Origin of the sequence: Xanthomonas sp. 3793 (assembly GCF_024806835.1) — a bacterium.
In the GTDB taxonomy this organism is placed as follows: Bacteria; Pseudomonadota; Gammaproteobacteria; order Xanthomonadales; family Xanthomonadaceae; genus Xanthomonas; species Xanthomonas arboricola_F.
Genome location: NZ_JANTYU010000003.1, coordinates 88,344 through 106,803 on the forward strand (window position 1 = coordinate 88,344; position 18,460 = coordinate 106,803).

Annotated in this window: 19 protein-coding genes; 9 read left to right on the top strand and 10 right to left on the bottom strand. The window is 65.3% G+C overall.

Annotated elements, in window-relative coordinates; genetic code table 11:
- The first annotated feature begins 20 nt into the window (after positions 1-20).
- A complete protein-coding gene (locus FHY18_RS10860) occupies positions 21-1,049 on the top strand; it encodes a symmetrical bis(5'-nucleosyl)-tetraphosphatase (protein ID WP_259154335.1) in 1,029 nt (342 codons plus the stop codon).
- A 34-nt stretch (positions 1,050-1,083) separates the two neighbouring features.
- Here FHY18_RS10860 and sfnG read toward each other — a convergent pair whose 3' ends face one another.
- Positions 1,084-2,205: a dimethylsulfone monooxygenase SfnG gene (sfnG, locus tag FHY18_RS10865; RefSeq protein ID WP_259154336.1), complete on the bottom strand. Its 1,122-nt coding sequence runs from the start codon at positions 2,203-2,205 to the stop codon at positions 1,084-1,086.
- Between the two features lie 849 nt (positions 2,206-3,054).
- Here sfnG and msuE point away from each other — a divergent pair.
- From msuE to FHY18_RS10900, 7 genes are all read left to right on the top strand, one after another.
- Positions 3,055-3,618, top strand: coding sequence for an FMN reductase (gene msuE, locus FHY18_RS10870; RefSeq protein ID WP_259154339.1), 564 nt, complete (start codon positions 3,055-3,057; stop codon positions 3,616-3,618).
- 47 nt (positions 3,619-3,665) lie between these two features.
- Positions 3,666-4,829 (top strand): FMNH2-dependent alkanesulfonate monooxygenase, encoded by a 1,164-nt coding sequence (gene ssuD / locus FHY18_RS10875; protein WP_259154341.1) that lies wholly within the window; start codon positions 3,666-3,668, stop codon positions 4,827-4,829.
- Between the two features lie 11 nt (positions 4,830-4,840).
- Complete coding sequence (locus FHY18_RS10880; RefSeq protein WP_259154352.1) at positions 4,841-5,845, top strand: aliphatic sulfonate ABC transporter substrate-binding protein; 1,005 nt, start codon at positions 4,841-4,843, stop codon at positions 5,843-5,845.
- An 8-nt stretch (positions 5,846-5,853) separates the two neighbouring features.
- On the top strand, positions 5,854-6,708 hold the full coding sequence (locus FHY18_RS10885; RefSeq protein WP_259154354.1) for an ABC transporter permease: 855 nt from the start codon (positions 5,854-5,856) through the stop codon (positions 6,706-6,708).
- Complete coding sequence (locus FHY18_RS10890) at positions 6,705-7,460, top strand: ABC transporter ATP-binding protein (RefSeq protein ID WP_259154356.1); 756 nt, start codon at positions 6,705-6,707, stop codon at positions 7,458-7,460. The genes FHY18_RS10885 and FHY18_RS10890 overlap by 4 nt, the downstream gene beginning before the upstream one ends.
- A gap of 120 nt (positions 7,461-7,580) precedes the next feature.
- The gene (locus FHY18_RS10895; protein ID WP_259154366.1) at positions 7,581-8,768 is read left to right on the top strand and encodes an acyl-CoA dehydrogenase family protein; all 1,188 of its coding nucleotides are present in this window, start codon (positions 7,581-7,583) and stop codon (positions 8,766-8,768) included.
- Between the two features lie 89 nt (positions 8,769-8,857).
- Positions 8,858-9,931: a sigma-54 dependent transcriptional regulator gene (locus tag FHY18_RS10900; RefSeq protein ID WP_259154367.1), complete on the top strand. Its 1,074-nt coding sequence runs from the start codon at positions 8,858-8,860 to the stop codon at positions 9,929-9,931.
- 91 nt (positions 9,932-10,022) lie between these two features.
- Here FHY18_RS10900 and FHY18_RS10905 read toward each other — a convergent pair whose 3' ends face one another.
- From FHY18_RS10905 to FHY18_RS10940, 8 genes are all read right to left on the bottom strand, one after another.
- Positions 10,023-10,517, bottom strand: coding sequence for a dihydrofolate reductase (locus tag FHY18_RS10905; RefSeq protein ID WP_259155953.1), 495 nt, complete (start codon positions 10,515-10,517; stop codon positions 10,023-10,025).
- Between the two features lie 2 nt (positions 10,518-10,519).
- Positions 10,520-11,068, bottom strand: a complete 549-nt coding sequence (locus FHY18_RS10910) for a hypothetical protein (RefSeq protein ID WP_259154369.1) — start codon at positions 11,066-11,068, stop codon at positions 10,520-10,522.
- A gap of 25 nt (positions 11,069-11,093) precedes the next feature.
- Positions 11,094-11,888, bottom strand: coding sequence for a thymidylate synthase (locus tag FHY18_RS10915; protein WP_259154370.1), 795 nt, complete (start codon positions 11,886-11,888; stop codon positions 11,094-11,096).
- Complete coding sequence (gene lgt, locus FHY18_RS10920) at positions 11,885-12,775, bottom strand: prolipoprotein diacylglyceryl transferase (RefSeq protein WP_259154374.1); 891 nt, start codon at positions 12,773-12,775, stop codon at positions 11,885-11,887. Before lgt ends, FHY18_RS10915 begins: the two co-directional genes overlap by 4 nt.
- A gap of 53 nt (positions 12,776-12,828) precedes the next feature.
- Entirely contained in the window at positions 12,829-13,320 is a 492-nt protein-coding gene (locus FHY18_RS10925; RefSeq protein WP_259154376.1) for a TPM domain-containing protein, read from the bottom strand.
- Positions 13,320-14,216 (bottom strand): TPM domain-containing protein, encoded by an 897-nt coding sequence (locus FHY18_RS10930; protein WP_259154379.1) that lies wholly within the window; start codon positions 14,214-14,216, stop codon positions 13,320-13,322. Before FHY18_RS10930 ends, FHY18_RS10925 begins: the two co-directional genes overlap by 1 nt.
- 316 nt (positions 14,217-14,532) lie before the next feature.
- Entirely contained in the window at positions 14,533-15,168 is a 636-nt protein-coding gene (locus tag FHY18_RS10935; RefSeq protein ID WP_259154386.1) for a LemA family protein, read from the bottom strand.
- A gap of 399 nt (positions 15,169-15,567) precedes the next feature.
- Positions 15,568-15,948: a diacylglycerol kinase gene (locus tag FHY18_RS10940; protein ID WP_259154388.1), complete on the bottom strand. Its 381-nt coding sequence runs from the start codon at positions 15,946-15,948 to the stop codon at positions 15,568-15,570.
- Positions 15,949-16,131: 183 nt separating this feature from the next.
- Between FHY18_RS10940 and FHY18_RS10945 the strand changes: the two genes are divergently transcribed.
- On the top strand, positions 16,132-16,842 hold the full coding sequence (locus tag FHY18_RS10945) for an SGNH/GDSL hydrolase family protein (protein WP_259154392.1): 711 nt from the start codon (positions 16,132-16,134) through the stop codon (positions 16,840-16,842).
- Positions 16,843-17,152: 310 nt separating this feature from the next.
- Here the strand turns inward: FHY18_RS10945 and FHY18_RS10950 are convergent, their stop codons facing one another.
- A complete protein-coding gene (locus FHY18_RS10950) occupies positions 17,153-18,424 on the bottom strand; it encodes a HAMP domain-containing sensor histidine kinase (protein ID WP_259154393.1) in 1,272 nt (423 codons plus the stop codon).
- Positions 18,425-18,460: the final 36 nt, after the last annotated feature.

An 18,460-nucleotide genomic window follows, 5' to 3' on the forward strand; every position in this document is an offset into this window, starting at 1 on the left:
GGATTGATGGAGCGCACGCGATGAGCGTCTGGGCAATTGGCGACCTGCAAGGGTGCTACGACATTACCCAGCGATTGCTGGAGAAGATCAATTTCGACCCGGCACAGGACACGCTGTGGTTCTGCGGTGATCTGGTCAACCGCGGCGGGCAATCGCTGGAAACGCTGCGGCTGGTGCATTCGCTGCGCGCGCACAGCGTGGTGGTACTGGGCAATCACGATTTGTCGCTGCTGGCGATCGGCGCGCGCTCGGAAGAAGAGCAGCGCAAGGTCAACCCGGACCTGCAGCGCATCGTGCTGGCCGAGGACCGCGACGTGCTGCTGGACTGGCTGCGCATGCAGAAGCTGGCGCACGTGGACCGCGAACTGGGCTGGATGATGATCCACGCCGGACTGGCGCCGAAATGGACCACGCAGCTGGCCGAAAAACATGCGCGCGAGGTCGAGCAGCAGCTACAGGGCGGCGGCTATCGCAAACTGTTGCGCAACATGTATGGCGATCAGCCGGGCTGGTCGCCAGGTTTGAGCGGATACGACCGCAGCCGCGCGATCATCAACCTGTTCACGCGCATGCGCTATTGCACGCCGCGCGGGCGCATCGCCACCGACGACAAGGGCACGCCGGGCACGCAGGCACAAGGACTCTACCCGTGGTTCGAGGTGCCAGGCCGGGTCGAGCGCGATCTCAAGATCGTGTGCGGCCACTGGTCCGCGCTGGGGCTCACCATCACCCAGGGCGTGCATGCCATCGATACTGGCGCGGTGTGGGGCGGCAAGCTCACCGCCCTGCAGCTGGATACCGAGGAGCTGCGTGTGGTGCAGGTGCCGGGGCGCGAAGTCACCGTCCCCGCCGCCCCTGCTGCAAACGCGCCGCGGCGTCCACGCGAAGGCCAGGGCCGCCCGCGCGGGCGTGGCCGTGGACGTGGCGGAAACGGCACCGGCGGTGGCGCTGGTGGCAGCGGCGGCGCCAATGGCAAGGGCACCGCCGCGCCCAATGCCGGCGAAACCGGCGCCGGCACCACACGTCCAGCCGGCCCGGCAGCGGAATAAGCCTCCGGCCGCCGTCGCGGCCTGGGCGTGGTGCTCAGGCCAGCGCCGACTGCGCGCGTTGCGCTTCCAGCGCGCGTTGCGCTTCCAGCGCGCGCACACGCGGCAGCACTTCTCGGCCGAAGTACTCCACCTCTTCGATGAAGTGCAGGAAGCCGCACAGCACCAGATCCACGCCCACCTCCTGCAGGGCCAGGATGCGCTCGGCGATCTGTTGTGGCGTACCGATCAGGTTGGTGCGGAAACCGTCGTTGTACTGCACCAGGTCCTCGAAGGTGGAGGTGGCCCAATTGCCCTCGCCCTCCGGCGAGGCCTGCCCGGCCTGCCGCGCGGCATCGGCGAACGCCCTGACCGCATCGACATGCGCATGCGCGATGATTTCCTGCAGCACCGCCTGCGCCTCCTGTTCGGTCTCGCGCGCGATCACGAAGGCGTTGACGCCGACACGAACGCGGTGGCCGTTGGCGGCCGCCTTGGTCTGCAGGTCCTGGATCTGTATGCGCAACTGCTCCGGCGTGTTGCCATTGGTGAAATACCAATCCGACACGCTTGCCGCGTTGTCGCGCGCCGCGCGCGAACTTCCGCCTTGAAAGATCTCCGGGTGCGGCTTCTGCAGCGGTTTGGGACTGAGGGTGTAGTTGTTGAAACGGTAGAAATCGCCATGGAAACTGAAGGCATCCTGGGTCCAGATCCCCTTCAGCACCTGGATGAATTCCCTGGAGCGCCGATAGCGCTCGTCGTGTTCCAGCCACGGCTCCCCAATGGCAACGAACTCGCCCTTGAACCAGCCGCTGACCACATTGATCGCAATGCGTCCGTTGCTGATGTGGTCGATGGTGGCGATCTGCTTGGCCACCACGGCCGGCGCCCAGGGGCCGGGCAGGATAGCGGCCAATACCTTCAGGCGCGAGGTGGAATGCAGCAAGGCCTGACTGAAGGACACCGACTCATGCTGATGCTCGGCGCCATAGCCGGCGGTAAAACGGATCTGGGTCAGCGCGTAATCGAAGCCGGCGTGTTCGGCGGCCTGCGCCAGCCGCACGTTATAGTCCAGGCTCCAGTCGGTGCGCTGCTCGATCGTGCTGACGACCAGCCCGCCGCTGACGTTGGGAACCCAGTAGGCGAAGCTCAGCGGCGCAGCGTTGGACGAATGGCTCATTGGAAACTCCTGCGAGGATAAGGATTGGACGGCGGACTGCACGCTGCCGGTCTTCTTCGGTGCTGGAAAGCACATGCATTGCGCTTTGCAAATACGACGCGCGTACGCGGGTCACCGCCATCGCATGCAACGCACATCGCGTGCCATGCTTATCTCTGCGCGACATGTCGACATGCCCGCCGTGCGATCCACATCGCGTTGACCAACATCGCGCGCCGCGCGAAAACAATTGACTCGCCAGCGAACGACCCAATACGACAACGCGATGCAACCTTGCGGGCTACGCAAACAGGCTCTGGCTGCGCGATACCACGCCGATATCGGTGATGTACACGCATCCACGCGACCTTGTTCGTAAAGCCCGGGCGATCACTCCAGCAGCCACGTAGCTACCCGGCGCGTGACTGCACTGCACGCACCGGGCGTTATTGAAACGAACAATGTCACGCGTGTGATTCGTCCTGCATGCCGCACTGTATGAATTTATCCAACCAGGAAAATGCGCAAACTGCTGATCCAATGTTTCCCTGCAAACAGTTTTTGGGCGCTTATCTCCACGCGCTCTATGCTCATACTCGTTACGTCATGAAGACCGCATCGAAAATAGCTTGAAACAGCTCATTTTCTGCAATTTCATTAGATCATTCTCAATTCTGCTAAGCGCACGCCATCGCTGATGGCGCTTTGCCATTGCACTGCATCGCGCCATGCAGTCAGATGCAATTGCTCGTGATTGACACGTCGACGCATGTTGCTTCCGCGTTTTATGTCGCTGCAGCAACAGCAAGCATGTCTGGATGGCACGGAGTTTGCGTGACAGCTCGACACGCCCCCCTACAGGAATCTCGCATGCGCACTCCGTTGAATGTCGTTGCCGTCTCCGGCAGCACCTCGCGCCCTTCGCGCAGCCTGGCCCTGGCAGAGGCCACCCTGGCAGAGCTGGCGCAGCACTTGGCCATCAAGCCCAGCATCATCCAGCTCGGCGATATCGCAAAGCCCTTGGGCACGGCGCAATGGCGCAGCGACGTCGACGCAACCACGGAACAGGCCTTGCGCCAGGTCGAAACGGCAGACCTGCTACTGGTTGTCGCACCGGTGTATCGCGGATCGTATCCAGGCTTGCTCAAGCATCTGTTCGACCTGATCGACATGCACGCACTGATCGACACGCCGGTGTTGCTGGCCGCTACCGGCGGCAGCGAACGGCATGCATTGGTCATCGATCACCAACTGCGGCCATTGTTCGCGTTCTTCCAGGCGCTGACGCTACCGATCGGCATCTATGCCAGCGAAAGCGATTTCCACGATTACCGGGTGGTCGATCAAGCGCTGTGCCAGCGTATCGCACTGGCCGCCGAACGCGCTGCCGGCGTGCTGGGCGTGCGCCCCGATGCGCGACTGCGCATCGCCTGATCCGGTTCGCCGGCGCGATGCCGGCAGCCCACCTGAAGGAGAGTGCGATGGAGATGTTCTGGTTCATTCCCACCCACGGCGACAGCCGCTATCTGGGCACCAGCGAAGGCGCGCGCCAGGTCAGTGCCGACTACGTGACACAGGTGGCCGTAGCGGCGGACACGCTGGGCTATGAAGGGGTACTGATTCCCACCGGGCGCTCCTGCGAAGACCCGTGGGTGATTGCGTCCAGCCTGATCAATGCCACGCGCCAGCTGAAGTTTCTGGTGGCGCTGCGCCCCGGGCTGATGGCGCCCGCACTGGCAGCGCGCATGGCGGCCAGCTTCGACCGGCTGTCCGGAGGGCGCCTGCTGGTCAATCTGGTCACAGGCGGCGACCGCGGCGAGCTGGAAGGCGATGGCGTGTTTCTCGATCACGCCGACCGTTACGATGCCTCGGCCGAATTCATCCGGATCTGGCGCGAGATCATCCGCCACAGCCATGACAGCCAGAGCTACGACTTCGATGGCAAGCATCTGCAGGTCAAGGCGGCGCAACTGCTGTATCCCACCGTGCAACGGCCGTATCCACCCGTGTGGTTTGGCGGCTCGTCCGATGCGGCGCACGATCTGGCGGCCGAGCAGGTGGACACCTACCTCACCTGGGGCGAGCCACCGGCTGCGGTGGCGCAGAAGATCGCTACCGTCCGCAGCAAGGCGGCCGCGCTTGGGCGCACCTTGCGCTTCGGCATCCGCCTGCATGTCATCGTGCGCGAAACCGACGCGCAGGCCTGGGCGGCCGCAGACGCACTGATCCGCCATCTCGACGACGACACCGTGGAGCGCGCACAGCGCGCCTTCGCGCGTATGGATTCTGTCGGCCAGCGGCGCATGGCCGCCTTGCATGGGCGTGGCCAGGGCCGCACGCGCGCCGATCTGGAAGTCAGCCCGAACCTGTGGGCCGGGGTTGGCCTGGTTCGCGGCGGTGCCGGTACCGCCCTGGTCGGCAGCCCGCAGACGGTGGTGCAGCGGATCGAGGAGTACGCGGCGCTCGGCATCGACACCTTCATCTTTTCCGGCTATCCGCACCTGGAAGAGGCCTATCGCTTTGCCGAACTGGTGTTCCCGCTGCTGCCACGCGCACGCCGGCAACAACTGCCCGGGCAACCACTGAGCGGCCCCTTCGGCGAGGTCATCGCCAACACCATCGTGCCACGCGCTTCGGCGCGCTGAGAGGAGTACTCATGAAGCGTCGCAACCTGCTCAAACTCGGAACGCTGGCCGGAGTCGCGCTCGGTGCCCCGCCACTGCTGTCCGGCGCCGCAGACGCACCGCGCAAGATCGCCGTTCCCGAGCGCCTGCGCATGGATTACGCCTACTACTCGCCCACCTCGCTGGTGCTCAGGCACTTCGGCTGGCTGGAAGAGGCGCTCAGGCCGCAGGGCACCGAGGTCACCTGGGTGTTATCGGCCGGCAGCAATCGCGCACTGGAGTATCTGGCCGGCAACAGCATCGACTTTGGCAGCACCGCCGGCCTGGCCGCGCTGCTGGGGCGCGCCAACGGCAATCCGGTCAAGGCGGTCTATGTGTACTCGCGCCCGGAATGGGTGGCCCTGGTCGTCGGCAAGCAATCGCCAATTCAGCGCGTGGCCGAACTCAAGGGCAAACGGGTGGCCGCCACCAAGGGCACCGACGCGTATCTGTTCCTGTTGCGCGCGCTGCGCGAGGTCGGGTTGCACCGGAACGACGTCGACATCGTCCATCTGCAGCATCCGGATGGGCGTATTGCACTGGAACGCGGCAATGTCGATGCCTGGGCAGGACTGGACCCGCATATGGCTGCCAGCCAGCTCGAAGCCGGCTCACGGCTGCTCTATCGCAACGTCGCCTTTAATTCGTACGGCTTCTTGAACACCAGCGAAAAATTCGCCGCCGCCTACCCCGAGCAGATTCCGCTGGTGCTGCAGGCCTATGAGAAGGCACGCCGTTGGGCCATCGCGCATCCGGACGCGTTGGCGAGCCTGATCGCCGAGCAGGCCAGGCTCTCGGTGCCGGTTGCGCAACTGCAATTGCGGCGCACCGATCTCAGCCGGCCACTGATTGGTGCCGAGCAATTGGCGGCCTTGCGCAGCGCCGCGCCGATCCTGCTGGAAGAAGGCCTGGTGCGGCCGGGAACCGACCTGACCCAGGTGCTGGGCACCTTGATCGATCCACGCTATGCCACGCGCGCACGCGTGGCGCAGGGGTGACCGCCACCATGAATCAGACCTCGCTCCGCCTGTCGCGCACCCTGCCACCGTCCCGCCGCCTGCTTCGACACTGGCGCCTACCTGCCGGCAGCCTGGGCCTGGTGCTGCCGATCAGCTTTTTTGCGGCACTGGAAGTGTGCTCGGCGCTGGGGTGGACGCCACGCTATCTGCTGCCGCCTCCCAGCCAGATCCTGACCACGCTGGCAGACGAAGCGGGCCGGGGACTGGCCGGCCATCTCGGCGCCAGCGTGCTGCGGGTGCTGGTGGGCTTTGCGCTGGGTGCCGGGCTGGGGCTGCTGATCGGCATCGGCGTCGGCTTGAATCGCTGGCTGGAGCGCTTGCTGGATCCCAGTTTCCAGGCGCTGCGCGCGGTTCCCAGCCTGGCCTGGGTGCCGTTGTTGTTGCTGTGGATGGGCATCGACGAAGCGCCGAAGATCACCCTGATCGCGATCGGTGCGTTCTTCCCGATGTATCTGGGCGTGGCCAATGGCCTGCGCCAGGTCGACCGCACGCTGATCGAGCTGGGCGAGACCTATGGCCTGCCCTGGGGGCGCATGGTGCGGCGGATCCTGCTGCCGGCCGCGTTGCCATCCATCTTCACCGGGTTGCGTACCAGTCTGAGCCTGGCCTGGATGTTTTTGGTGGCCGCCGAACTGATCGCGGCCACGCGCGGGCTGGGCTATCTGCTGAGCGACGGGCGCGAGACCTCGCGGCCGGACATCGTCATTGCCGCCATCGTGTTGCTGGCCCTGCTCGGCAAGCTCAGTGACAGCGTGCTCAAGACATTGGAAACCCGCACGCTGCACTGGCGCGACAACCTGCAGAACCGCCGCGCCCACCCGCACGCGGCGCACGCGGCATGAGTGCCGGCCTGCAGATCCAGGTAGCGAACAAACGCTTCGGTGCACGCAGCGTGCTGCATGACATCGAGCTGCGCGTGGCACCGGGCGAAATCCTGGGCCTGATCGGACCCAGCGGTTGCGGCAAAAGCACCTTGTTACGCATCGTCGCCGGCCTGGAGCGCGACTACGGCGGCGAAGTATTGCTGGATGGCAGCCGCGTGCAGGGAATCGACCGCCGTATCGGCTTCATCTTTCAGGAGCCGCGCCTGCTGCCCTGGCTGGACGTGGCAGCCAATGTCGCCTTCGCCGACGACACCGCCGTTTCGCCGGCGGCAGCGCGGCAATCGCCGCGCGTGCAACAGTTGCTGGCCGAGGTTGGCCTGCTCGACCACGCGCAGGCGTTGCCCAAGCAACTCTCCGGCGGCCAGGCGCAGCGGGTGGCACTGGCGCGCGGGCTTTACCGTCAACCGCAGGTGCTGTTGCTGGACGAACCCTTCAGCGCGGTGGATGCGTTCACCCGCATCCGGCTGCAGCAGCTGTTGCTGCGCCTGGCCGGCGAGCACGGCTTCACCGTGCTGCTGGTGACGCACGATATCGACGAGGCGGTCTATCTGAGCGACCGCGCCATCGTTATCGGCGGCCAGCCCGGGTCCATCGTGCATACCCAGGTACTGGACCCGCCGCGGCCACGCGACCGCCGGGCGCACGAGGCGGCGCTGCGTGAGGCGCGTGAGGACCTGCTGGCTGCGCTGCACGACATCCATGCGGTGTAAGCATGCGGCGTTCGCCTGCAGGCCACCCCGACACATACGGCTGCCAACCGGCACGGGCCGGCGGCACGCGCGCCACCGGGTACCGATCATCTCTCTGCGACTGGAACGAGGCCACCGCGCATGACAAGCCACCAACTGCAACCCACCGTACTGAATCCGCTGCACACGGCCCGCCGCCTGGCCAACGACTTCGCAGCCACCGCAATCGAACGCGATGCGCGTGGCGGCACCCCCAAGGCAGAACGCGATGTGCTGCGCGCCAGCGGCTTGCTGGGCCTGAGCATCCCGCTGCAATACGGCGGTCTTGGCGCCAGCTGGAGCGAGGTGCTGACCATCGTGCGCGAATTCGCCAAGGCCGATAGTTCGATCGCGCACGTGTTCGGCTTCCACCACCTGATGCTGGCCACCGTGCGCTTGTTCGGCCAACCGGCGCAGTGGCAGCCGTGGTTGGAGCAGACCGCGCGCAAGCAGTGGTTCTGGGGTAACGCGCTCAATCCCCTGGATACCCGCACCGTCGCCGTGCAGTACGAGGGCTGGCGCGAATTTTCCGGCAAGAAGAGTTTCTGTTCCGGCGCTCTAGATTCGCAGATGCTGATCGCCTCCGCACTGGACGAGCGCAGCGGCAAGCTGTTGATCGGCGCCGTGCCCACCGCGCGCAGCGGCATCACGCTGGGCCACGACTGGGACAACATCGGCCAGCGCCAGACCGACAGCGGCAGCACTACCTTCGAGCGCGTGCGGGTGGAAGAAAACGAGCTACTGCTCGATCCCGGCCCGCTGAGCACGCCATTCGCGTGCCTGCGCCCCTTGCTGGCGCAGTTGCTGTTTGCGCATGTCTTCCTGGGCATCGCCGAAGGCGCGTTCGAAGAAGCACGCACCTATACCTTGACCGAAACGCGTCCCTGGCATCGCTCCGGGGTCGAACGGGCCAGCGACGATCCCTACATCCTGGCCCATTACGGCGAGTTCTGGCTGGGGCTGGAAAGCGCACGCCTGCTGGCCGGGCGCGCCGCCGATCTGCTCGATGCCGCCTGGCGCAAGGAACACGCGCTCACCGGCGACGAACGTGCACAGGTGGCCCTGGCAGTGGCCGCCGCCAAGGTCGCCACCACACGCGTGGGGCTGGAGGTGAGCAGCAAACTGTTCGAGGTCACCGGCGCACGCGCCACCCATGCGGCGCTGCGCCTGGACCGCTACTGGCGCAATCTGCGTACCCAGACCCTGCACGATCCGGTCGACTACAAGGTGCGCGAACTCGGCGAATGGGCGCTACGGCAACAGGCGCCTACACCCAGCTTCTACTCATGAATCGCTGTGGCGGCATGCTCGTCACCGCGAGTTCGCCTGCGCATCTCGGTACTGCGTAGCTCCCTCTTCTCTCTCCTAGCACCCGGCCCATGTCCGATTTCCGTCTGCTGACCCTACCGTCGTTGCCGCAACGCGTCGCTGCCGGCAACCGCACGACCGCCGCCGCGCACGTGTTCGAAGACCCGGCATCGCAGGCATTGCTGGCACACCTGGAACGCGTGGCGCCCAGCGAAGCCAGCGTACTGATCATCGGCGAATCCGGCACTGGCAAGGAGCTGGTGGCGCGTCATATCCATAGCCTCAGCGCGCGTGCGCAGCAGCCGTTCGTGGCGGTCAACTGCGGAGCCTTCAGCGAATCGCTGGTCGATGCAGAATTGTTCGGGCACGAAAAAGGCGCCTTCACCGGCGCACTCAGCGCCAAGGCCGGCTGGTTCGAGGAAGCCAATGGCGGCACGCTGTTTCTCGACGAGATCGGCGATCTGCCGATGCCGATCCAGGTCAAGTTGTTGCGCGTGCTGCAGGAGCGCGAAGTGGTGCGCCTGGGGTCGCGCCGCAGTATCCCGATCGACGTACGGGTGCTGGCCGCCACCAACGTGCCGCTGGAACAGGCAATCGGCCAGGGGCAGTTCCGCCAGGACCTGTTCTACCGGCTCAACGTGGTCGGCGTCGGGCTCAAGCCGCTACGCGAACGGCCCGGCGACATTCCACCGTTGATCCGCCATTTCGTGCAGATCTACAGCCAGCGCCTGGGCCATGGCCAGGTCATGGTCAGCGCGGAGGCCGAGCGGCTCCTGGTGCAGTACCCGTGGCCGGGCAATATCCGCGAGCTGGAAAATGTCATCCACCACACCTTGCTGATCCACCGCGACGGCGTGGTGCGCGCTGACGACATCCGGTTGTCGCCACTGCGCCTGCCCACCCCGTCCACCAGCGATGCGCAACCCGATGCCACGGCTCTGCTCGCACGCGCCTTCGACACCTTGTTCGAGAGCAATGACGGCGCGCTGCATGCCACCGTCGAAGCGCAGCTATTGCGTGCCGCCTACCGGCATTGCCACCACAACCAGGTCAGGACCGCTGCCCTGCTGGGACTGAGCCGCAACGTCGTGCGTGCGCGCCTGATCGAACTGGGCGAGGTGGTGGTGAACAAGCGCGTCGATTGACGCGCCGGGTGTTCGATCCACGCTTGCCACGCTGCCTCGCAGTGCAGCGTCGCACCTTCGTCAGCCTTGCCCGGCGTGAAAATCCGGCCGCTCAGCGGCGCCGATAATCCACGTAAGAAAATGCGAAGGCGTGGCGCGCATCGGCTGCATGCTCCTCGCGCTGCACCGGCACCCACACAGCCGGGTCGATCGGCGGGAAGTGCGTATCGGCATGGTCGACCACGGTGTCCACCTCGGTGACAGCCAACAGGTCTGCGCGTTCCATCGTCAGGCGATACACCTCGCCGCCTCCGATCACGCACAACTCCTGCGCGCCCTCGTGCCCGGCACGCTTTATCGCCTGATCGATTGATGCCACCGCCTGCATGCCCGCGAACGGCACCTGCCCTGAGCGCGTCAGCACCAGATTCAGGCGCCCTGGCAAGGCGCGCCCCAGCGATTGCGCGGTCTTGCGCCCCATCAGGATCGGCTTGCCCAGCGTCAGCGCCTTGAAGCGCTTGAGATCGTCCGGCAACTTCCACGGCAGATCGTTGTCGCGGCCGATAGCGTTGTTGCGGTCCAGCGCCACGACAAGCGCAAGCTTCAACATCACCGGACCTTGTTGCTTTCAGGCGTGGAGCCGCACAGGAGTTTGATCCCGGCGATGGCATTCAACACGTCCTGCTCGAGCGGCGAAGCGCCCGGCCGGTCGAACTTGATCCAGGCAAACGCGCTCCCTGACGGCACCAGCCATTGTGTCAGCCGCGTCCCATCGGCACGCGAGGCATCGGCACGGTAAGCCTGCCGGGTATCGAGTTCGATCCACTCGGCCTTTTCGCGTTTCAGCTTCTTGTCCAACTGAAACGTCACCGCTGCCAATCGCTCCATGCCCTTGGCCGAATTCAGTTGACCGAAAGCCGGTGCGCAACTCATTTCAAGCGTGACCGGCCCAAGCGCATCAGCCTGCGCCGCGGTCAAAGTGATGATCGCGCTGGTGTCGATACTCGGATGCGCCGGATTGGATGGCGCGACCGTCGCGGTCACGCCATCGGGCAGCTGCAGGCTGCCGGCCGGACCACGCACGGTTTCAGCGAGCGCCATGGCGTTTGTCGACGCCAGCCCGAGCAACGCGATGAAAACCGGCAAACGCCTCTGCATACCGTCCTCCTTGATGAGCTGATTTCTAAACCGCGACCGGCGCCTTGATCGCCGGATGCGGGTCGTAGCCGTCGATCGCGATGTCCTCGAAGCGGAACCCGAACAGGTCGGTGACTTCGGGATTCAGGCGCAAGGTCGGCAATGCGCGCGGGGTGCGCGTCAGCTGCTCGCGGGCCTGCTCGAAGTGATTCGAATACAGATGCGCATCGCCCAGCGTATGCACGAAATCGCCCACGCCCAGGCCGGTGGCCTGCGCCACCATATGGGTCAGCAGCGCATAGCTGGCGATGTTGAACGGCACGCCCAGAAAGATGTCGCCGCTGCGCTGGTAGAGCTGGCAACTGAGCTTGCCGTCGACCACGTAGAACTGGAACAGGCTATGGCAGGGCATCAATGCCATCTGCGGCAGTTCGCCGACATTCCAGGCGCTGATGACCAGCCGGCGCGAATCCGGATTGCGTTTGATCTCATCGACCAGCCACTGCATCTGGTCGATCTCGACGCCGTCCGGGCCGGTCCAGCGCCGCCACTGCTTGCCATAGACCGGGCCAAGATCGCCATTGTCGTCGGCCCATTCGTCCCAGATACGCACCTGGTTGTCTTTCAGATACCCGATGTTGGTATCACCCTGCAGAAACCACAGCAGCTCGTGGATGATCGAGCGCAGGTGCAGCTTCTTGGTGGTGACCAGCGGAAAACCGGCATTGAGATCGAAGCGCATCTGCCAGCCGAATACGCTGCGCGTGCCGGTACCGGTGCGATCGGACTTTTCGGCGCCGTGTTCCAGCACGTGTTGCAGCAGATCCAGGTACGGCTTCACTTGGCCGCCTCCACGGTTGCGGCAACCGGGACCACCGGCTGCAACACCGGCGCGCGGCGCGACATCGCCAGCAAGACCAGACCCACCGCAATCAATGGCAAGCTCAGAATCTGGCCCATCGTCAGCCAGTTGAAGGCCAGATAGCCAATCGGCGCATCCGGCACCCGCACGAATTCCACGATGAAGCGGAACACCCCGTACAGCAGCGCAAACAGCCCCGACACCGCATAGCGCGCACGCGGCTTCATCGAGAATGCCCACAACACGACGAACATCACCACGCCTTCCAGCGCGGCCTCGTACAGCTGGGACGGGTGACGGGCGAAGCGATCCAGTGCGCCGGCGGCGTACTGCGCGTGAATCTGCGCTGGTGCGGTGTCAGCCAGCTCCGGTGCATGCGGGAAGATCACACCCCAGCCGGCCTGGGTGAACTTACCCCACAGCTCGCCGCCGACAAAATTGCCGAGCCTCCCGAAGCCAAGGCCCAACGGCACCAGCGGCGCGACGAAATCCATCACGTCGAAGAAGTGCAGGCGATGCTTGCGTGCCCACAGCCAGCAGGCGATCAATACGCCCAGCAGCCCGCCGTGGAAGCTCATGCCGCCCTCCCACACCTTGAACAGGATCAGTGGATTGGCCAGGAAGGTCTCGAATGCATAGAACAGCATGTAGCCGATGCGCCCGCCCAGCACCACGCCGAGCATGCCGTAGAACAGCAGGTCGGAAAAACCGTCCATATCCACGCCGGGCAGACGGCCGCGCAGGATGCGCGAGCGGCCCAGCGCCCAGGCCGAGAAGAAGGCGGCCAGATACATCAAGCCGTACCAGTGCACCTGCACCGGGCCGAGCGAGAAGGCGATGGGGTCGATGGCGTGCAGATAGATCATGCGGACCGCGTATGACGAAAAGCGAGGCCGCTATTCTGACACCTCGAGCGCGCTCAGCCTAAGAGCTGTGGCCGATCGGGCAGCTCGTCTTCATGCTGCACGTCGCCGGTGGCCGGGAAATGCGCGACCAGCAGCTCGGTCACCGCCTCGATCCCGGCCAGGACCGCGGCCTCGTGCTGGCCCTCACGCAGGAACTGCTGCATGCGCCGGCACACCTCCGCCCACTGTGCCTCCGGCACCTGGCTGCGCAGGCCGCGGTCGGCGACCACTTCGATGGCATGGTCCGCCAGCAGCAGATAAATCAAGACACCGTTGTTGGCTTCGGTGTCCCAGGTGCGCAGCTGCGCGAACGCCTGCTCGGCGCGCTGGCGGGCCGTGTGCCCACGCCACAGCGCCCCGAGCGGCAGGTCCGCATCCACCGCCACCATGATCTGGCCGGTATGGCTGCGTTCGCTGGCGGCCACGGCCGCAGCGATGGTGTCCATGCAGGCAGCCGGAAACCTGCGCTGCGCCGAGGGCGCGAAAAAATGCCTGAACCACCGCATTACCAGCTCCCCGAGGCGCCACCGCCTCCCGATGATCCACCGCCGCCACCCCAGCCGCGGCCGCCAAAGCCACCACGGCCACCGCCCCCGAATCCTCCGAACCCACCGCCGCCCCAGCCACCGCCACCGACGAAGCGCCCAGGCGAGCCGGAGACCAGGCCCGCCAACAGGCCGATGATGGCTGCACCGACGCTGGCGAACAGCAACGAGGTAAACAGCAGGGCGGCAGCGCCGGCGGCGACACCGGTCAACACAGCGCGCAACGGCCGCGGCAAGGCGCCGAGAATGCCGCGCGCCACCATTGCGACCACAAATCCAATGAACAAGGCCATGATCCAGCCGCCACCGCCTGCACCGTTGCCCACGCCACCATCGGCGTGCCCGCTGACCGGTTCCGGCAGGGCTTCTCCCTCGATCAGGCCGGCCAGCGTCGCGGTCGCATCGCGAATGCCGCCGCCGTAGTCGCCCTCGCGAAAGCGCGGCGCCAGATACTCCTGGATGATGCGGTTGGCCACGATGTCGGGGATGGCGCCTTCCAGGCCATAACCGGGCTGGATCCGCACGCGGCGATCGTCCTTGGCCACCAGCAGCAGCACGCCATCGTCCACGCCCTGGCGCCCGATCTTCCACTGATCGAACACGCGCTGGGCGTATTGCTCGATCGCCTCCGGCTGGGTGGTCGGCACGATCAGGATCTGCAGCTGCGCGCCCTTGCGCTGCTGCAACGCCAGCGCCTGCTGCTCGAGCTGCTGGATCTTCGCCGCATCGAGGGTGCCGGTGACATCGACCACTGGCGAGCGCAAGGGGGGAATGGCCGCAAGATCCTGCGCCAGCACCGAAGCGGGCAGCAGCAGTAACGCCATTATCCAGCACACCCACCTGTCCATTTTCCGCATTACCGACTCCTACCTGATAAGCACTGACAATTCATCAGCACCGACACTTGGCTGTCCCTTCTCCGTGCGGGAGAAGGTGCCCCGCAGGGGCGGATGGGCGCGCGAGCGACGCCACGCGCAATTGGAACGATGCAAGGGCGTCGCTGCGTCCCCTCACCCAGCCCCTCTCCCGAGGGGAGAGTGGCTTGATATACCGCATCTACAAATAGGTCTTGATTAAGCAAGCGACAGATGGATCGACATGGCCAACGTAGCGACTGCCTCGACGTGCCGTGCAGCACACCGCGCAGCATTCGGTACTGCGCAGTGCAGGGATTCAATGCGCAGGCTGCGGTTGCTGCTGTGGCGGCTGCTGCTGCGGCGCTTGCTGATTGCCGAAATCCACCTGCGGCGCGCGCGAGATCTGCGCTTCGTTTTCCACGCTGAAATTCGGCTTGGGCTGATAACCGAAGATCTTGGCGGTGATCACCTGCGGAAACGAACGGATGTAGGTGTTGTAGTCCTGCACCGTCTGGATGTATCGGCCGCGGGCCACGGTGATGCGGTTTTCGGTGCCTTCCAGCTGCACCTGCAGGTCGCGGAACGACTGGTCGGACTTGAGCTGCGGGTAATTTTCACTGACCACCAGCAACCGTGACAACGCGCTGCCCAGTTCGCCCTGCGCCTGCTGAAAACTCTTGAGCGAGGCTTCGTCATCGGCATTGACCTGGATCTGCCCGACGCGCGCACGCGCATTGGTGACTTCGGTCAGCACCTGGCGCTCCTGCTGTGCGTAACCCTGCACGGTGCGCACGAGGTTGGGAATCAGGTCGGCACGGCGCTGGTACTGGTTCAGGACTTCCGACCAGCCGGCTTTGACGCCCTCTTCCTTTTGCTGGATCGCGTTGTACCCGCAACCCGACAGAGAGGCGGTCAGGAGCAGCAATACCAGGGCACGCATCAGGACAGACATGCAGGCGATTCCGTTGAAAGAGAGCCGCAGCATGCCACGCGTCGGGTCAAGCCGGCATACACACGCCTGCGCCTGGCGTGCGCGGCGGTGCTGCACACCAAAGCGACCGGCGGTGCGCAATGCGCAACGCTGTCGATCAGCGCTCCATCGCGACAGCTCTAGCGCCCAAGCCCCCTGCCAGCCGATGCATCGCAGCACCTGTCACCACGCCGATCCTGCGCTACGCGAACCGGCGGACATCTTCAACCCGAGTGCCCAACGCGTCATTGCCCATCGCGTGCGTCCGAGCGCGGCATGCAACGCCCAGGGAGCAATAGCGTCCGATCCCGGGCGGCACCAGCGAGCAGTTGCCGCAGCAGCCACCGCATACGGGAGGGCTCTAAAGCCCGATAAAGTCCTTCACAGCACCCGCGGCACCAGAATCACCCCCCAGCACAGCAGCACATTGAGCAGCAGCAGAAACACCGCTGCCGAGCCCATGTCCTTGGCGCGGCCGGCGAGCACGTGGTGCTCGGGACCATAGCGTTCGATCACCGCTTCGATGGCCGAATTCAGCAGCTCGGCGGCCAGCACGATCAACAACGGCGCGACCAGCGCAACGCGTTCCAGCGGCGACTGACCCAGCCAGATGCCCAGCGGGGCCATGACCACGGCCAGGCAGACTTCCAGCCGGAACGAGGATTCGTGCAGCCAGGCTGCACGCAATCCCTGCCACGACCAGATCGCAGCCTTGAGCATGCGGCGCGGTCCGCGCGGCACGTGTCCCAATTGATCGGCCATGCGTCAGTGCTTCCGGCCGCAAGGGCGCGTCGGGGGACAAGGGGGACGCATGGCATGGTCGCTGCTGGGGAAAGTGCGAATCTTGCACCGTGGCGCTGCACACCGCCAGCCACGGTCCGGTTTGCCCTCAGCTCGCAGACTGCTGCACCATGGGCAGCCCGCTTGATTGCTGCAGGTTTTCGCATGACTCGATCCGCCTTGCGCGCACTGCTGTGCGCCCTCGCACTGTTCTCCGGCCACGCCATCGCCCAGGCCCATCAGGCGCCACACGCCGCACCTGCGGTGCCCGCGCAGATCTCCAACGCGGCCTGGGAAGAAGACATGCAGCGCTTTGCCGCCAACGACGCGCGCCAGCCGCCGCCCAGGCACGGCATCGTGTTCGTCGGCAGTTCCTCGATCCGCTTCTGGGACACGCTGGCGCAGGATTTTCCCGGCAAACCGGTCATCAATCGCGGGTTCGGCGGCTCGGAAGTGCGCGACAGCACCTGGTACGCCGACCGCATCGTGATCCCGTATGCGCCACGCCAGGTGCTGCTGTATGCCGGCGATAACGATCTCAACAGCGGCCGGACGCCCGAGCAGGTGCGCGATGACGTGGTCGCGTTCGTCGCGCGCATTCGGCGCGACCTGCCCGATGCACGCATCAGTTATCTGTCGATCAAACCCAGTCCCTCGCGTGCGCAATTGCTGCCGTCGGTGATCGCCGCCAATCGCCTGATCAAGGACGCACTCGCGCCGCTGCCGCGCGTGGATTTTGTGGATGTCTACACACCCATGCTCGATGCCAGGGGCAAGCCGCGCCCTGAGCTGTTTCGCGAAGACATGTTGCACATGACTGCAGACGGCTATGCACTCTGGCGCAAGGCAGTGGCACCGGTATTGGAGCAAAAGTAAGGGTTGGCCAAGCGATCTGATGGCGCAGGCCATCGGATCGGGGCAGTGGCCGCGGAGGTGACCGGCCGCCGCGAAAGCCTCATGCACCGCAGGCGCAGCAAGGACGCAGCGCATGGCAACGGGTGCACTCACCGTCCTGCGTCGTAGAGGCGATGCGCGTTCTCACCACGGCACGCAACGCCAGCGGATGAAGCGAGACGCATCGGCTTGAGGCATCCCGCACCTGGTCACCCATGCACGGATGGTGCGTGAGCGCCTTCATGCCGAAGCGATCGACCGACAACGCCGCGCCTGGCGAACAGCCACCGGCTTACGCCACCACGACCGCCACCGACGTTCCCACACCTGCCTCGCTGTGCAGTTCGATCCGCCAGCCGAAGCGATCGCACAGCCGGCGCACGATCGACAATCCCAGGCCGGTGCCCTGCGGGCGCGTGGGATCGGCGCGAAAAAACGGTTCGAACGCACGCGCACGCGCTTCTTCGCTCATGCCGATGCCGGTATCGCGCACCACGATGCGGTCCTGGGTCACTTCAACTTCGATGCTGCCGGTATCGGTATAGGCGCAGGCGTTGCGCAACAGATTGCTCAGCACCACCCGCATGACCCGTGGCGGCGCAAACATCTGCAGGCTGCGGTCGCCGACCATGTGCAAGGACACCGGCTTGTCGCCAAGCAATTCGCGGGCGCTCTCCACCTCTTCGCTGGCCAGCTCTGCCGCATCGAAGGTTTCGCTTTGCGGATCGATCTCTGCTTCGCGTGCCAGGATCAGGAACGCGTCGATGACCGCTTCCATGTCGCGGCCGGCGCGCTGGATGCGACGCAGGCTGCGCTGGGTACGCTGCGATAGCTCGTCGTCGGCCAGCGCCATGTCGCTGGCCACCCGGATCACCGTCAGCGGTGTGCGCAACTCGTGACTGGCATCGCGGGTGAAATTGCGTTCGCGCGCGACGTGGTCGCTTACCCGCTGGCCGAGCGCATGCAATGCGGCGGCCAGTTGTCGGGTTTCGCCCTGCAACTCTGCGGGCAAGCGCTCCGGCGACAATTCATCCACATCGGGGTTGCGCGGGTCCCAGTGCGATACGCGTCGCGCGAGCCAGCTGATCGGCGACACCAGTCGCTTGGACACGCGGTAGGTGAACCAGGAAACGCCGTAAATCCCCAACAGCACGACGATGGCCGGCACCACGCCGAACCACAGCGTCAGATGCGCGGCACGCGAGCGCGGAAACACCAGATACAGGCGCCCCTCGGGGCGCTGATCCACATAGACCAGCGCATCGGCAGCAGCCACCTCGCTAAAACCCGGCGACAGCGTTTGCAGTGCGCGCGGCGCGGCATCGGCGGCATTGCCCGCAGGCGAGAAATACCCTTGGATATTGCGTGTGTTCGGCGGCCGGTTGTCCGGTGTGCTCTTGTGCATGCGCCAGAAGTGCACGGCCTCGTCGGCAAGCACGGTGCGCACCAGGCTGTACTTGATCACGAAGGAAATCAAATACCCGCCAAGCACAATCGCCAAGCTCGCCAGCGCGACCTGCAGCAGGAAGGCAAGACGTATTTTTCGCGGGAGCCCGTGTGGCATTGCTGCATCCAGGGGAGAGCGCCGGATTATAGGCAA

Excerpts from the sequence above, each read along its gene's own strand:
- FHY18_RS10890 (WP_259154356.1), top strand. The coding sequence starts at position 6,705 with ATGAGTGCCGGCCTGCAGATCCAGGTAGCGAACAAACGCTTCGGTGCA.
- FHY18_RS10925 (WP_259154376.1), bottom strand. The coding sequence starts at position 13,320 with ATGCGGTGGTTCAGGCATTTTTTCGCGCCCTCGGCGCAGCGCAGGTTT.
- FHY18_RS10895 (WP_259154366.1), top strand. The coding sequence starts at position 7,581 with ATGACAAGCCACCAACTGCAACCCACCGTACTGAATCCGCTGCACACG.
- FHY18_RS10880 (WP_259154352.1), top strand. The coding sequence starts at position 4,841 with ATGAAGCGTCGCAACCTGCTCAAACTCGGAACGCTGGCCGGAGTCGCG.
- lgt (WP_259154374.1), bottom strand. The coding sequence starts at position 12,775 with ATGATCTATCTGCACGCCATCGACCCCATCGCCTTCTCGCTCGGCCCG.
- FHY18_RS10945 (WP_259154392.1), top strand. The coding sequence starts at position 16,132 with ATGACTCGATCCGCCTTGCGCGCACTGCTGTGCGCCCTCGCACTGTTC.
- FHY18_RS10900 (WP_259154367.1), top strand. The coding sequence starts at position 8,858 with ATGTCCGATTTCCGTCTGCTGACCCTACCGTCGTTGCCGCAACGCGTC.
- FHY18_RS10935 (WP_259154386.1), bottom strand. The coding sequence starts at position 15,168 with ATGTCTGTCCTGATGCGTGCCCTGGTATTGCTGCTCCTGACCGCCTCT.
- FHY18_RS10910 (WP_259154369.1), bottom strand. The coding sequence starts at position 11,068 with ATGCAGAGGCGTTTGCCGGTTTTCATCGCGTTGCTCGGGCTGGCGTCG.
- FHY18_RS10940 (WP_259154388.1), bottom strand. The coding sequence starts at position 15,948 with ATGGCCGATCAATTGGGACACGTGCCGCGCGGACCGCGCCGCATGCTC.
- msuE (WP_259154339.1), top strand. The coding sequence starts at position 3,055 with ATGCGCACTCCGTTGAATGTCGTTGCCGTCTCCGGCAGCACCTCGCGC.
- sfnG (WP_259154336.1), bottom strand. The coding sequence starts at position 2,205 with ATGAGCCATTCGTCCAACGCTGCGCCGCTGAGCTTCGCCTACTGGGTT.
- FHY18_RS10930 (WP_259154379.1), bottom strand. The coding sequence starts at position 14,216 with ATGCGGAAAATGGACAGGTGGGTGTGCTGGATAATGGCGTTACTGCTG.
- FHY18_RS10950 (WP_259154393.1), bottom strand. The coding sequence starts at position 18,424 with ATGCCACACGGGCTCCCGCGAAAAATACGTCTTGCCTTCCTGCTGCAG.
- FHY18_RS10860 (WP_259154335.1), top strand. The coding sequence starts at position 21 with ATGAGCGTCTGGGCAATTGGCGACCTGCAAGGGTGCTACGACATTACC.
- FHY18_RS10885 (WP_259154354.1), top strand. The coding sequence starts at position 5,854 with ATGAATCAGACCTCGCTCCGCCTGTCGCGCACCCTGCCACCGTCCCGC.
- ssuD (WP_259154341.1), top strand. The coding sequence starts at position 3,666 with ATGGAGATGTTCTGGTTCATTCCCACCCACGGCGACAGCCGCTATCTG.